A 14,588-nucleotide genomic window follows, 5' to 3' on the forward strand; every position below is an offset into this window, starting at 1 on the left:
GGTCTTAGATTGAAAACTTGTATAGAAACTTAGGTTTAACCTATTGAAAAGTATAGACTTTATGTGTTTATTTCGACTTTTGTCTGGGTAATACTACTAATGTCGGGGCTTACAATTAGGTTAGAAATTATGCAATATGTTTGCGCGGTTTCCCGAAAACTCTCAATAACAATAAACGGAGAGCATTATTATGGCAGAAGATAAAACTAATGCTGCTGCATATTGGTCAGCGAACTTACGCCTGATCTTTGGAAGTCTTATAGTTTGGGCTATGGTTTCTTACGGTTTTGCAATTTTACTTCGTCCTTTGCTGGCGGGGATTCCTGTTGGTGGTACGGACTTAGGTTTCTGGTTTGCCCAGCAGGGTTCGATCGTTACTTTCATCGCGATTATTTTCCACTACGCCTGGAAAATGAACAAACTCGATGAAAAGTTTGGCCTTGGGGAGTAAGGAAACATGAGTCAATTTGCAATTAATATTCTGTTTGTAGGGGCATCTTTCGCGCTCTACATCGGTATTGCTATCTGGGCGCGTGCTGGCTCTACCAAAGAGTTTTACGTTGCTGGTGGTGGTGTTCACCCGGTTGCCAACAGTATGGCGACTGCTGCTGACTGGATGTCTGCGGCATCTTTTATCTCTATGGCGGGTCTGCTGGCCTCTGGTGGGTATTTTGCGTCGTCCTTCCTTATGGGTTGGACTGGTGGTTACGTTCTATTAGCAATGTTGCTAGCACCTTATCTACGTAAGTTCGGCAAATTTACTGTGCCTGATTTTATTGGTGACCGCTTCTACAGTGGAGCAGCCCGTAATATCGCAGTTATTTGTTTGATTACAGCGTCAGTTACTTACGTAATTGGTCAAATGAGTGGTGCTGGTGTTGCCTTCTCACGCTTCTTAGAAATTTCAAATACTGCTGGTATTTGGATAGCTGCACTAATTGTATTTTTGTATGCAGTTTTTGGTGGTATGAAAGGCATTACTTATACCCAGGTTGCTCAATACGTAGTACTAATTATTGCTTACACCATTCCAGCTGTATTTATTGCAATGCAATTAACTGGAAACCCAATTCCTATGTTTGGTATGTTTGGTACTCATGAAACCTCAGGTGTACCACTACTAGAGAAACTAAACTCTGTTATTAGTGAAATTGGCTTCCGTGAATACACGGCTGATATTGATAACAAGCTAAATATGTTCTTGTTCACCTTGTCATTAATGTTTGGTACTGCAGGTTTACCACACGTAATTATCCGCTTCTTCACTGTACCTAAAGTAGCTGATGCGCGTTGGTCAGCAGGTTGGGCTTTAGTTTTCATTGCTTTGTTATATCTAACTGCACCTGCAGTAGGTTCTATGGCACAGTTAAACTTGGTAACAACGGTTTATCCTGATGCTAAAGGCAAAGTTGAAAGCTATGCAGATGCAATGGAAAACCCCATCATGTACTCAGAGCGTCCTGAGTGGATTAAAACTTGGGAAGAAACAGGTCTAATTACATTTGTAGATAAAAATAACGATGGCCGTATCCAGTTCTATAACGATAAGAACGCAGACTTTAATGAAACTGCTTCGAGTCGTGGTTGGGAGGGTAATGAGCTAAATGTTAATAATGATATCTTGGTACTTGCTAACCCAGAAATTGCAAACCTTCCTGGTTGGGTTATAGGTCTAATTGCAGCTGGTGGTATTGCCGCAGCCCTATCAACCGCTGCTGGTTTATTGCTTGCTATTTCTTCTGCAATTAGTCATGACTTAATTAAGAAGACTTTTAAGCCAGATATTACTGAGAAAGGTGAAATGCTTGCCGCTCGTATTTCTATGGCTGTAGCTATTCTTTTAGCAACTTACCTAGGCTTAAATCCTCCAGGTTTTGCAGCTCAAACCGTTGCTTTAGCTTTCGGTATTGCAGCAGCATCACTTTTCCCTGCATTAATGATGGGTATCTTCTCGACTACTATCAATAATAAAGGTGCGATTGCTGGTATGCTTGCAGGTCTGTTAACCACACTTGTGTACATCTTCACTTACAAAGGTTGGTTCTTTATTCCTGAAACAAACATGCTTCCAGATAACGCTGCAAACTGGGTATTAGGTGTTTCTCCTCTATCCTTTGGTGCAGTTGGTGCGATTATTAACTTTGCTGTTGCGTTTTCAGTAACTAAAGTTACTGCACCTTTACCTGATGAAATCCGTGCAATGGTAGAAAGTGTTCGTTACCCTAAAGGTGCGGGTGCAGCCCAGGATCACTAAGTAGTCAGAACCTTAAAGTTAGCAAGGCTTAATTTAAGGTTAATAAAGAAATCGGGCTTCCTTAGGGAAGCCCGACTTATTTCAGGAAATAAAATATGATTTGGCATTTGATAGCAGCAATTTTTTGTGGTCTAGCTGCAGCAGGTATTGCATTATTTATTCGTAAGCTTTCACGTAACAAACTGCCTAAATGGATTATTCCTCTGGCCGTGGGTATAGGCATGCTTTCCTACCAAATATACACCGAGTATAACTGGTATAGCCTTAAAATTTTACAGCTACCAGCGGCTTCTGAAGTAGTCATAACACAAAATAAGTCCAATATTTGGCGACCTTGGACTTATGTTATACCTATGGTTGGTGCATTTACGCTAGTGGATAGAGAAAGTGTTAAGGTAGGACAGGTAAATGATGAGAAGCTAGCAGAGTTTATGCTTTACCGTTTTGAACGCCAGCATGTTGATCGAGTTAAAAATCAGCAACACTTACTTAACTGCACTACTAAAGAGTTGGTTCCCTTGCAGGCTGATGGTGTACCTTTGGTTGAAGAACTAAAAAAACTAGAGGAAACAGACCTACTATTCATTAAAGTTTGTATAGAAACTAACTAGAAAGACTTCATACTAAAGTAAGGATTTTACTTGTAAGGTAGGTTTGTTAGATTCTATAAAATAATAGCTGATTTTTTAGTAACTAGAGAAGCGCTAGTTTCACTAGTCTCTAGGTGGTCGCTCTAATAAGGATAAAAAATATGAGCAATGAATTTGATACATCTCACCCGCCTTTTGATTTACTTAGCGATGAAGAAAAGCACCAATTATTAACACGCCTAGATATAGGCTATTTTAGTAAAGACGAATTAGTTATTGAAGCTGGTCAAGCGAGTAACTATGTATTTGTCGTAATGAAAGGGGCTGTTGCGGAAATTGACCCTCGTTTACAGGATAATGTTGATGGTGGTGTGATTCGTGAGTATGCACAAGAAGATCTTTTTGGTGCAATAAGTATAATAAATGGTACTAGTCGTTATACCTTTCGCACGCTTGAAGAAACCATCGCCTGGTTAATTCCTAAAGCTGTATTTGAAGTTTTAATGGAAAGCAACCCAGCTTTTACTGCCTATTTTCAGAATAGCCTTGCCGAAAAATCCCGCATAATAGAAAGTCATCGTAGTCAGTAGCAAGGTGGCAGCGACATGTCTGCTTTCATGCTTGCTAAGGCTGGCGGGTCAGTACTAAGAGAGCCGGTGGTACTCGATTCAGGAACCAGTATTTATGATGCTACACGCACTATGCGCGAACAGCATTCTGACTGTTTATTGGTTCGCAAAGGTGACCGCTATGGCATGGTAACACGCACTGATTTGTTAGAAAGTGTGGTACTCAATAATCTTGACTTAAATACGGATATTGCTGAGTTAGCTAGTTATAACTTATTAACAGTCCAAAAAGATGATTTTCTATTTAATGCCCTAGTCTTAATGACTCGCCATAAAATTCAGCGGGTTGTAGTTTTTGATGGTAATAAGTTAGCTGGTTTGGTTGAGCTAACCGATGTACTCAGCTTTTTCTCAAGTCAATCCCATGTTATTGGCTTACAAATTGAACGTGCAGCTAATCTAGAAGAGTTGGCTAGAGCCGCTAAAGGCACTACTGCGTTAGTTAGCGGCCTAGTTTCTCAAGGCGTTAAAATACGTTTTGCAATGGATTTACTTGCTGCCTTAAATGGAAGAATTATAGCCAAGGCTTTTGAGCAGTTGGTACCAGAAGATATAAGAAAAAAATGCTGTCTTTTAGTCATGGGGTCTGAAGGGCGTGGCGAGCAGGTATTAAAAACTGACCAAGACAATGCACTGATTTTGGCTGATGATTTGAACTGGCCAGAATGCAGTAAAGTCATGGAAAAATTTACCAATACTTTATTGGAGTTTGGTTATCCGCTCTGTCCTGGCAATATCATGGTATCTAATCCTGAATGGGTAATGACTGAATCTGAATGGAAGAAAAAGCTAGGTTTGTGGACCAGTTCAGTTGAAGGTACTGGTTTAATGAATTTAGCTATTTTTGTTGACTCTCATGCTGTTGCCGGAGAAACCCAACTTTTTAGCCGACTTAGAGATGGCTTGTTTGCAAAGTTGGAAGGCAATGACGTTTTTTACTCCTATTTTGCTATGCCTTTACGGCATTTTAGCACCCCCTTAACCTTTTTTGGCGGATTAAAAAGCTCTGATGGAATGGACATTAAAAAAGGTGGAATCTTCCCTATAGTTCATGGGGTAAGAACTATGGCTTTACAATTTAAAATAAAAGAAACCAATACCTTTAAACGCTTAGAGGTATTAGCTGAAAAAAGAATAATAAAAAAAGATTTTGCAGACGATTTGGCCGAGGCTTTAGCTGTTATGAGCACTTTACGCTTACATCAACAGCTGAAAGCGGAGCAGGGGCAAGCAGCAGTAGATGAAGCCAACCTAGTGAGTGCTGTGAACTTAAATAAGCTAGATAGGGATTTACTGCGTGAAGCTTTGCATTTGGTTAAAGAGTTTAAGTCTCGTATGTCTCATCGTTACCATCTTGAACGCTAACTAATAGAAAATAGGTGAGTATCATGGTTCTAAAAACAATAAGAAGTGCTACTGATAAATGGACACAAAAAGATGGTGAATATGCCTATGTGTTTGAGCCTTATGACGGAGATGAAGTTGTTGCACTTGACTGTGAAATGACAGACTTGGATCCACAAAAAGCTGAGTTGGTTTCTATAGGTGCAGTAAAAATAAAAGGTACTCAGGTTTTAACGAGTCAAAAATTAGATATAAAGTTGCAGAAGCCAGACAGTCTCACGGGTGAGTCTATCAAAATACACCGCATTCGAGGTGTCGATCTAAGAGGTGGTGAAATACTTGCCGATGCCTTACAACAACTTCTAGAGTTCGTAGGCAATAGGCCTATTATGGGGTATTACATTAGTTATGATATTGCAGTTTTAAATCGTTTTATTCGCCCGCGTTTTGGTTTTAGCTTACCCAATAAAACTATCGAGCTATCTAACTGTTATTTAGATAAAGTTAAACGAGCTAACCCTGAGTTGCAGCCAGACCTTCACTTTGAAAAGATAGCTGAAAAGCTTGATGTACCCATGGTTGGCCAAAGGCATACTGCACTAGGTGATGCGATAACCACTGCTTTAATGTATGTGCGTTTACTAAATGATGATGTACCTACTTAATTTTTGTTAGTTCAAAAACAAAAGCCACCAGTTTAGGTGGCTTTTTAATTTATAAGGCTAGGCTTTAAAAGTTATACCAGCTGCCGTCAGGTTTTGGCATTAACCACTGACGAGTAAACCAAAAATAGCGGTTTTGTGTTTTATGGGGTGCTGTGCAGTTATAACGAGGACGACCGGTATGCAGGTCTTTGTCTGAATTAACACTAATTTGTAAATTGCCATCTGCTAGGGTTTTTCTGCTGATCTTAAGCAACTCTGCATTAGGCCCGTAACAACGAAACTGATTAATGCGGTAATCACCCGGCAACAGGGTTAAGTTCAGGCTAGGACGACGGTTGCTACCATCTAAAACAGCGCTAGAAGGCTCTTCGCTAATAATGGGGAAGGGTAGTGCGTGTAGCTTAGTACGCAGGCTGCTAGGGTTTGCTGAAGTTCCATTAGCAGCATAGCGAGGTAAAGCCGTTAAATTGGTGTAAGGGTTTGCCGCGCCTGATTGTTGACCAAAAGCGATATAACCCATTTTTTGTAAAAGCTTTTGAATTTCTGGGTTGTATTCACCATAAGGGTAGGCAAAAATTTTCGGGGCACTACCTAGGTGTTTAATAATTTCTTGCTGATTGGCGTCAATTTCATGGGTGATTCTTTTTAACCAGTCAGCATCACTTTCTTCTAGGCCTTCATCGTCTTTAAGTTTACGAATTAAGTGTGTATGGCTAAGGGTATGGTTAGCAATAATGCCTCCCGCTTCTTGCGCTTCTTTTAGTTGTGCCCAACTCATGTATAAGGGGCGTTTTTCATTAACAGGGTTGGCGTTAACAAAAATAGTAAAAGGTAATTTCCTTTCTTTCAAAATGGGTAAAGCTTCTTCATACACGCTGATATACCCATCATCAAAAGTAATAACGGCTACTTTATCGGGAAGCGGGCGACGGCGCTTTATTTGCTGGGTAACTCGATCAATTGGCCAAACTTCAAAACCATCTTTTTCTAGCATATCTAGGTGTTGAATAAAGTCGGCGGGTGAGGTGCTGGTAGAAGGGGGCGTACGAGTACTAATGTGATGGTACATAAGCACTGTCGCATGGTAATAAGCAACCGGTGCTTGTTCTTCAGCAAAGGCTGTGTGAGTGCTTAGTAGGAGCAATAAAGGCAATAAATATTTTAGTAGCATAGTTAGGTATTCCAGCAATTATTTAAGCAAAGGGCGCAATACTTCCATTGCTTCATTAATGGTTTGTAGTTTCTCTGCATCGCCACCTCGGTCTGGGTGGTGCTGCATGGCAAGTCTGCGGTAGCTGAGTTTGATTTCTTTACTTGAAACACCTTCTTGCAGACCCAGAGTTTTAAGTGCTTTGGCTTTAAGACCGCCACCGCTAAAAACACTTTCTTCATGCAGACGCTTCCAAAAGTTATTGAGTGCGGTTTCTATGTCTTGCTGGGTGGTTTTTTCCAACATGTCCATATCAAGATAATAGTCTCGCATAGGATCATGCTCTTGTAAGGCTGGGCTACCAGGCATATAGGTTTGTAACTGTAGGCGCACGGCAGTTATTTCTAGGTGGCCTTTAGCCGTTCGCCACAAGTCATCTCGTAACTGGTAAAGGGCATTGTAAAGTAGAAAATGGGTACGAAAGAGCTTTACATTGTCACTAAAAGTGTCTGGTTCAAGCTTAATTGTTCCTTTTTCATCTAGCGCTTTTAATAAAGTATGTTCGTTAACGCCCTCTGGAAAAGAACGTAAAACCTCAATTAGATCTTCAAAAAGTCTAGTTTCCTGTAACGCTGTCATAGCTTAGATGGCCTTAAATATCTTTTTTTCTAATCGGGGATGTTAGCAGGGCTAAGCGAGATAGAATACGCTTTAGACCATTTACATTTTATGAGACTTTAGTTAACTTGCGCCTTTGATCACTAAGTAAATGGTAATGACCATGCAGGATTTGCTTCCTAAAGCCCGAAAAGAATTTAATAAATTACAAAAACGCCTGCGCCGAGAAATGGGCCAAGCCATTGCTGACTTTAACATGATACAGGAAGGTGACAAGGTTATGGTCTGTCTCTCAGGAGGCAAGGACTCTTTTACACTTCTACACATTTTAATGGCCTTACAAAAAAGTGCACCCATTCAATTTGAGTTAGTGGCGGTTAATTTAGACCAAAAGCAACCTGGCTTTCCTGAAGAAGTGTTGCCAGCTTATTTAGAAAAAGTAGGTGTGCCTTTTCATATTCTGGAAAAAGATACCTACAGTATCGTTAAAGAAAAAATTACCGAAGGCAAGACTACCTGCGGATTATGCTCTCGCTTACGCCGTGGCAACCTTTATGGTTTTGCAGAAAAAATAGGTGCAACCAAAATTGCTTTGGGTCACCACAAAGATGACATGCTAGAAACTTTGTTTTTGAATTTGTTCTTTGGTGGCAGCTTAAAGTCGATGCCACCTAAACTGTTATCGGATGATAAAAAGAATATTGTTATACGGCCGTTAGCTTATAGCCGCGAAAAAGACATTCTGGCTTTTGCTGAGCAAATGGATTTTCCTATTATTCCCTGCAACCTGTGTGGCTCTCAAGAAAACTTACAGCGTCAGGTTATTAAAGGCATGTTGGCTGATTGGGAAAAGCAGTACCCAGCACGAATTGAAACCATGGCTAATGCTTTGCAAAAGGTAGCACCTTCGCAGTTGGCGGACACCAGTGCTTTTGATTTTGCCGGTTTAGAAGAAGAAAGAGCCAGAGCTATGGCAGATAGAATTCAACTAGTGAATGCTCTGGCTACAGAAGCCTAAAATTAATGCTTAGGGGTGCTATTCGCCTTCAAAGGCCATAATGGAGTAAGCGCTAATGCCTAGTTCAAGCAGGCGCTCGCTACCGCCCTTGTCGGGCAAATCTATTAAGGTAGCAACTTCATGCACTTCAGCATTTTGGCGGCGAATAAGTGTTGCTGCTGCAATTAAGCTGCCGCCACTGGCTAAAATATCATCAAATAACAGTACTCTGTCGCCTTCGTTAAGCATACCTTGGCGCATTTCTAAAGTGCGATCGCCTTGGGTGCTAGGTGCTCGTTCAAATAATACTTCACCTGGCTCTTCCCCAAAGTCTCTAATAAGCACTAGAGGTAGGTTTAACCGATAGGCTAGAACAGCAGCAAACATAGTGCCACGGCCTTTTAAAGCAACAATACGGTCGATTTTAGAGCCTAAATAGCGCTGGGCTAGCTCACTCGTAATAAAGTGCAGCGCACCCGTTTCATTCAGAAGACTTGATAGGTCGCGAGTATAAGACCCTTTTTTGGGAAAATCCTTGTGTATTTTAACTAGCTGTTTAAGTGAAAATTCATCAAGCATGAGTTTTACCCTCTTAATTGATTAACTGAATGCAGTAGCTTTATTGGCTTGCAGCAACTTTACTGCCTATCTCTGCATCATAGTCATTTAAATCAGCTACTTCTAATAATTGTTGTCTATCCGTAATATGAACTTCTTTACCATTGACTGCGATCATCTTTGTGCTTTGAAAACGAGTAAAGACACGGCTGACAGTTTCTACAGCTAAGCCAAGGTAATTGCCTATTTCGTTACGTGACATAGGTAGGCGGAAGGTATAAGGGGAATAACCACGACGCTTAAAGCGAGCAGATAGGTTAGCTAAAAAGGTAGCAACTCTTTCTTCTGCACTTTTTTTAGATAGTAAAAGCATCATTTGTTTGTCTTCACGCAGCTCTTTACTCATGCAACTAAAAATTTGCCGGCGTAAGTCTGGAAGTGAGTTGGAAAGCTCTTGAAGGCGTGAATAAGGAATTTCACAAACGGTTGTGGTTTCTAAGGCTTTGGCTGAAACTGGGTAGGAGACGCAATCTATACCATCTAAACCAACTAGCTCACTAGGGAGATGGAAGTTGGTAATTTGTTCTTCGCCATCGTTAGTCATTATGTAGTTTTTTAAGCTACCCGACCTAACGGCATAAACTGAATCGAAGGCATCACCTTGTCGAAATAGATGCTCACCTTTTTTTAAGGGTTGACGACGCTTTATAATATTGTCGAGTTGATCTATATCTTCTAAATTTAGCGATAAAGGCAAGCAGAGTGAACTTAGGCTACAAGTCATACAGCGTGGCTCTTTACTTAGGTTCAGGCAACTTCCTTTTTTTTGTAATCTGCTGTTCATCACCAACACTCCTAGTTCAAAAACTTGACATAACGCAACTACTTTTACCATGAGTTAAGTGACAAGGCAATGCAGCTAAGGTTTTACCCTAGCTGCCTAGGATTATTGTTAGTCGGTTAATTTTTAGATAATTCTAGAAAATGCTTTTCCTATGCTCTCTTGGTCTAAATAGGCATCAAATACCATACAGATGCTGCGTATAAGTAAACGACCAGCTGGTGTGACTTCTAGCTGATTACCTTCTATGTTTAGCAGACCATCGGCTTGGTGTTGTTTTAATAGGTTAAGCTCTTTAGCAAAATAGTTAGCAAAGTTTATTTTATGCTGCTTTGCAAAAAAATCACCATCTAAACTAAAGTGGCAGATAAGTTGGTTGATTGCCGCACGACGAATCAGGTCGTCTTGGCTAAGCGTCATGCCCTTAATCGTAGCAAAACGACCCTGACCAATTTTTGCTTCATAGCTTTCGGTATCATAATCATTCTGAGCGTAGGTTGGCCCTACCTGGCTAATTGAAGACGTACCCATAGCAATTAAGTCGCATTCTGAGTGGGTTGTATAGCCTTGGAAATTACGGTGCAGGCGACCTTCTTGTTGGGCTATGGCTAGGCTATCTTCAGGTTTGGCAAAATGATCCATGCCAATAAATACATAGCCAGCATCGACTAGACGAGTAATGGTTTGTTCAAGAATTTTTAGCTTGTCATCAGGGCTAGGTAGGTCATCGGCGTTAATACGACGCTGGGGTTTAAAGCGTTCAGGCAAATGAGCATAGTTAAAAACTGACAAGCGGTCAGGGTTAATTTCTATCACTTCTTCTAAGGTAGCAGCAAAGGTTTCGGGTGTTTGATGCGGCAGCCCATAAATTAGGTCTAAATTTAATGAGCGAAAGCCGAGTTCTCTGGCTTGAATAATTGCACCTTCAGTCATGTCTCTGGGCTGTACGCGGTTTACTGCTTCTTGCACCTTAGGGTTTAAATCTTGTAAGCCAAAACTAACACGGTTGAAGCCAATTTCTCTAAGCAGGGCTAGGGTATCTGGCTCTATTTCTCGTGGATCTATCTCAATTGAGTAATCACCTAGATCATCGTCACGCAAGTTAAAGCGTTTACGCGTTTCGCGCATTAACTCTCGCATTTGTTCATGAGATAAGAAAGTAGGTGTGCCTCCACCCCAATGCAATTGGTTGACTGGGCGGCTGGTATCTAGGTGTTTGGCAACCAAGTCCATTTCTTTAATGAGGTGCTCTAAATAGGGTTCGCAACGGCCTGTATCGCGGGTGGCAATTTTATTACAGCCACAGTAGAAGCAAATTTTGGCACAAAAAGGAATGTGGAAGTAAAGGGATAAGGGTGCTGCGCTTGCATTGCTGTTGATCAGTGCTTGGGTAAATTCATCTGACTGAAAAGCATCATGAAATTGAGGTGCTGTAGGATAGGAGGTGTAGCGAGGCCCAGCTAGGTTATAGCGATCGACCAGCTTAGGGTTCCACTCAAAGTTTTTATGATTTACTTGGCTCATTGTTTCGCCTCTTTTTATGCGGTCAAAAGGGTTGGATTTTTGTTAACTCATTAAGGGCCAGGCTAACCAGCAAGCAAAGCCTAAAAGTAATACTGCTGAAGCTTGACGCCACAAGGGCTGGCGCAGTAAAGCAGTGAGCTGCCTAGCAGCAGCACCTGTAGCTAGTAGGGTAGGTAGTGTACCTAAACCAAAAGCCAACATAAGTAGCCCACCGTTAAGGCTAGAGCCACTACTTAAAGCAAGTAGCAGCATTGAATAAACTAACCCACAGGGTAACCAGCCCCAAATTAAGCCAATCAATAAGGCTTGCCCCGGGTTTTGTACCGGCATAAGTTTACGGCCTAAAGGTTCTAGGTAACGCCAAAGGTATTTGCCCAAGGCTTCAACGCGAGTGAGTCCTGTCCACCATTGGCCGACATAAAACGCCATAAGCACTAGCATTAAAACAGCTAGCCAACTGAGTAGTTGGGTGATGGCTTTAATTTCACCAATAAGTAACTGACCTAAACCACCAATTAACATACCTGCCAGCATGTAGCTGATAATGCGACCTAGGTTGTAGGTCAGCATTAAGGCAGCAATACGCAAGGGGTGGCGGCGACTGGGGGGTAAAGCAAAACTTAAAGCACTAACAATGCCGCCGCACATACCTATGCAGTGGCCACCACCTAAAAGGCCCGCAATAAAGGCGGTGATGAGTCCGGCACTTAGTAGTTCGGTCATTTTTTACTGGTTTCGCTGGCGTCAGCTTCTTCGCTAGTCGATTTGTCAGCTGTACTGTGCTGAGGTTCGTCATCATCAAAAAGAATAGAGTAGGCAGGTCCTTCTAAATCTTCGAATTGATCATTTTTAACCGCCCAAAAAAAGGCCCATATAGCAAGGCTTAATAGTACAATTGATAAGGGAATCAGCAGAAATAATATATTCATAGTGTGCCTCTTAAGTACTTTTGGCAGATTGCTGAGTTTGCACTTGCTTCTTTTGCTCGCTCAGGCGTTGCTCACTGGCTTTATCTCTTAAGCGCAAGGCATTAAGCACAACGAGTAGTGAGCTACTGGTCATACCTAAGGCAGCAAGCCAGGGTGGTACTAAACCCATACTAGCAGCAGGGAGCGCAATCAGGTTATACACTAATGACAACATCAAGTTTTGTTTAATAACCAGATAAGTCATACGTGCTTTTTGTAGCGCATGAGGAATTCTAATTAATCGACTTGAGAGTAAGAGGGTGTCAGCACTGGTTTTAGCTAGATCTGTAGCATCGCCCATGGCGATAGAAACTTGTGCTCCAGCAAGCACTGGAACATCATTCACACCATCACCCACCATAATAACTTGTCGGCCTTTTTTCTGTAAGGCTTGCAGGCGTTCTAGTTTAAGCTCTGGTGTCGCATTGGCAGTAAAGTGAGTTACACCAAGTTCTTTAGCTATGCTTTTAACTGAACCTTCTTGGTCACCAGAGAGCAATTCAAAGGTGATTCCCATTTCTTTTAGTTCGTTTAGCATGGCTTTGCTATCTGGGCGGAGCTGGTCGCTTAATCGAAACCAGCAAAGGGGCGTTTTATCATCAGCAAAAAGTAGCCATTGGCCTTCTTGCTCAGGTGGTTTAAGTAGGTCGGTAGGCCAAGCAAAATCAGCCCGACCTAAGCGGTATTCTTGGTTAGCAATTTGTGCACTTAAACCTTGTCCAGTGAAAGCTTGGATAGATTCAGCAATCAGGTTGGGATCACGCATCTCAGCAAAAGCACGAGCTATGGGGTGCTCTGATTGAGCTTCAAGTGCAGCAGCATAGCTTTTGATTTTATTTTTACGAGGGTCATCTTCAGTTCCTAACCAAAGCACAGATTTTAGCTCTAACCTTCCCTCGGTAAGCGTACCGGTTTTATCAAATATAATATGGTCTGCTTTGGCTAAACCCTCTAGCACATGACCACGAGTAATAAGAACACCTTGGCGAGCGAGCGTGGCGTTAGCAACGGCTAGTGCAGTAGGTGTAGCTAGCGCAAGGGCGCAAGGGCAGGTGACAACAAGTAAGGCAATAAGTACCCAAAAAGCACGGGATGCATCAATACCCATCCAAACAGTAAAAACCACCACTGAAATAATAAGCAAGGCTGCCACAAAATAGCGTGAGGCTTCGTTAGCAATACTGGCAATGCGGGGTTTTTCAGCAAGTGCGCGTTCACTTAAACGGGAAATACTAGCAAGGCGAACATCTTGGCCTGTTTTTTCAACACGAACGGTCAGTGGGCTGTCGATATTTTGTGTGCCAGCTAAAACTTGATGTCCCGGATGACATGAAACGGGTAGGTATTCACCAGTCATGGTGGCCTGATTAACGCTGGAGTGACCACTAACTATCACACCATCAATAGGAAAGGTGTGGCCTGGCTTTACCAAAATTAAGTCGCCAGCTTTAAGGTTGCGGCTAGGGATAAAACTCTCTTGTTGGTTTTCATCAAGTAAAATAGCCGCTTGAGGAATTAAATCTTGTAGCGCGTTACCACCACTACCAATACGGTGGCGGGTTCGCATTTCTATATAGCGGCCAAAGAGCAGAAAGAAGGTAAACATGGCAATTGCATAAAAGTGCAGTTCACCCGTTTGGGTCACTAAAGCCCAGACACTAGCACAATAGCCAAGCCCTATTGCTAGTGAAACGGGTACATCCATATTTAAGCGACGGTTTTTAAGCTCGTTTAAAGCGCTAGTAAAGAAGGGCCAAGCTGAATAGATAACAACGGGCGTGGTGACCAGAAAAGAAAGCCACTGAAAAAGAAGAATAAACTCGGGTTCCATAAAGTTGGCCAACATGCCCGCTTCTAAGGAAATACCAAACATCATGGCTTGCATGGAACCTAAGGCAGCCACAATTAAACGACGTATGGCAGTTTTCTGTTCTTTTTCTAGCTTTTTTTGCTGTTCATCAGCTTGCCAAGGTTGAGCGCTGTAACCAATAGATTTGAATTCAGCCAGTAATTTACTAAAAGGAAGTTTGTTAATATCCCAGCGCAAACTGGTGCGTTGCGAGGTTAAATTAACGCCTGTGTACTCAACGCCTTCTAGGTTATTGATTTGGTTTTCAATCAACCAAGCGCAGGCAGCACAGGTAATACCATCAATAGCTAGGGTGGTTTCAGCAAAACCTTGGTCGTTAACATGCACAAACTCTTGCAGCAACTCGGGCGCATCGTAAACGGCAAGCTCTGCTAATTCACTTTCGCTTAGCTCAGGGCGAGCTGGTAGTTCAGTACGAAACTTATAGTAGCTTTCTAGCCCACCAAAAACGATTGCATTTGCAACAGCCTCGCAGCCAGGGCAGCAGAGGCTTTCTTGTTGCTCGTTAACGGTGACACTAAAGTGGCTATTTTGGGGAACAGGTTCACCGCAGTGAAAACAGGATTCCTGTGACATGGTG

At 42.0% G+C, this 14,588-nt stretch carries 15 protein-coding genes; 7 read left to right on the top strand and 8 right to left on the bottom strand.

The window, feature by feature from the left end; all coding sequences use genetic code 11:
• Positions 1-190 precede the first annotated feature (190 nt).
• The 6 genes from H571_RS0110680 to H571_RS0110700 all read left to right on the top strand — a co-directional run bounded on the left by H571_RS0110680 (position 191) and on the right by H571_RS0110700 (position 5,482).
• Positions 191-451: a DUF4212 domain-containing protein gene (locus H571_RS0110680; RefSeq protein WP_027849304.1), complete on the top strand. Its 261-nt coding sequence runs from the start codon at positions 191-193 to the stop codon at positions 449-451.
• A 6-nt stretch (positions 452-457) separates the two neighbouring features.
• Positions 458-2,254, top strand: a complete 1,797-nt coding sequence (locus tag H571_RS0110685) for a sodium:solute symporter family protein (protein ID WP_027849305.1) — start codon at positions 458-460, stop codon at positions 2,252-2,254.
• 95 nt (positions 2,255-2,349) lie between these two features.
• A complete protein-coding gene (locus H571_RS0110690) occupies positions 2,350-2,865 on the top strand; it encodes a hypothetical protein (protein WP_027849306.1) in 516 nt (171 codons plus the stop codon).
• Positions 2,866-3,005: 140 nt separating this feature from the next.
• The gene (locus tag H571_RS16250) at positions 3,006-3,434 is read left to right on the top strand and encodes a cyclic nucleotide-binding domain-containing protein (protein WP_342664343.1); all 429 of its coding nucleotides are present in this window, start codon (positions 3,006-3,008) and stop codon (positions 3,432-3,434) included.
• Positions 3,435-3,449: 15 nt separating this feature from the next.
• Positions 3,450-4,838 carry a DUF294 nucleotidyltransferase-like domain-containing protein gene (locus H571_RS14935; protein ID WP_342664344.1) on the top strand — a complete coding sequence of 463 codons (1,389 nt, stop codon included), beginning with the start codon at positions 3,450-3,452 and terminating at the stop codon, positions 4,836-4,838.
• Between the two features lie 23 nt (positions 4,839-4,861).
• Positions 4,862-5,482 (top strand): 3'-5' exonuclease, encoded by a 621-nt coding sequence (locus H571_RS0110700; RefSeq protein WP_036218127.1) that lies wholly within the window; start codon positions 4,862-4,864, stop codon positions 5,480-5,482.
• A 64-nt stretch (positions 5,483-5,546) separates the two neighbouring features.
• Here H571_RS0110700 and H571_RS0110705 read toward each other — a convergent pair whose 3' ends face one another.
• Both H571_RS0110705 and H571_RS0110710 read right to left on the bottom strand, forming a co-directional pair.
• Entirely contained in the window at positions 5,547-6,653 is a 1,107-nt protein-coding gene (locus H571_RS0110705; RefSeq protein WP_036218129.1) for a polysaccharide deacetylase family protein, read from the bottom strand.
• Positions 6,654-6,671: 18 nt separating this feature from the next.
• Positions 6,672-7,271, bottom strand: a complete 600-nt coding sequence (locus H571_RS0110710) for a DNA-J related domain-containing protein (protein WP_027849309.1) — start codon at positions 7,269-7,271, stop codon at positions 6,672-6,674.
• Positions 7,272-7,413: 142 nt separating this feature from the next.
• On the opposite strand from H571_RS0110710, the gene ttcA reads away from it, so the two are divergent.
• Positions 7,414-8,268, top strand: coding sequence for a tRNA 2-thiocytidine(32) synthetase TtcA (ttcA, locus tag H571_RS0110715; protein ID WP_027849310.1), 855 nt, complete (start codon positions 7,414-7,416; stop codon positions 8,266-8,268).
• An 18-nt stretch (positions 8,269-8,286) separates the two neighbouring features.
• On the opposite strand, the gene H571_RS0110720 is transcribed toward ttcA, so the two are convergent.
• The 6 genes from H571_RS0110720 to H571_RS0110745 all read right to left on the bottom strand — a co-directional run bounded on the left by H571_RS0110720 (position 8,287) and on the right by H571_RS0110745 (position 14,584).
• Positions 8,287-8,826, bottom strand: coding sequence for an adenine phosphoribosyltransferase (locus H571_RS0110720; RefSeq protein ID WP_036218132.1), 540 nt, complete (start codon positions 8,824-8,826; stop codon positions 8,287-8,289).
• Between the two features lie 40 nt (positions 8,827-8,866).
• A complete protein-coding gene (gene fnr / locus H571_RS14940; protein WP_051168366.1) occupies positions 8,867-9,589 on the bottom strand; it encodes a fumarate/nitrate reduction transcriptional regulator Fnr in 723 nt (240 codons plus the stop codon).
• Positions 9,590-9,772: 183 nt separating this feature from the next.
• The gene (gene hemN / locus H571_RS0110730; RefSeq protein ID WP_027849312.1) at positions 9,773-11,170 is read right to left on the bottom strand and encodes an oxygen-independent coproporphyrinogen III oxidase; all 1,398 of its coding nucleotides are present in this window, start codon (positions 11,168-11,170) and stop codon (positions 9,773-9,775) included.
• A gap of 42 nt (positions 11,171-11,212) precedes the next feature.
• Entirely contained in the window at positions 11,213-11,893 is a 681-nt protein-coding gene (locus H571_RS0110735; protein ID WP_027849313.1) for a sulfite exporter TauE/SafE family protein, read from the bottom strand.
• Entirely contained in the window at positions 11,890-12,099 is a 210-nt protein-coding gene (gene ccoS / locus H571_RS14945) for a cbb3-type cytochrome oxidase assembly protein CcoS (protein WP_036218134.1), read from the bottom strand. The genes H571_RS0110735 and ccoS overlap by 4 nt, the downstream gene beginning before the upstream one ends.
• 10 nt (positions 12,100-12,109) lie before the next feature.
• Positions 12,110-14,584, bottom strand: a complete 2,475-nt coding sequence (locus H571_RS0110745; protein WP_027849314.1) for a heavy metal translocating P-type ATPase — start codon at positions 14,582-14,584, stop codon at positions 12,110-12,112.
• Between the last annotated feature and the right edge of the window lie 4 nt (positions 14,585-14,588).

This window comes from Marinospirillum minutulum DSM 6287, assembly GCF_000422325.1.
GTDB lineage: Bacteria > Pseudomonadota > Gammaproteobacteria > Pseudomonadales > Halomonadaceae > Marinospirillum > Marinospirillum minutulum.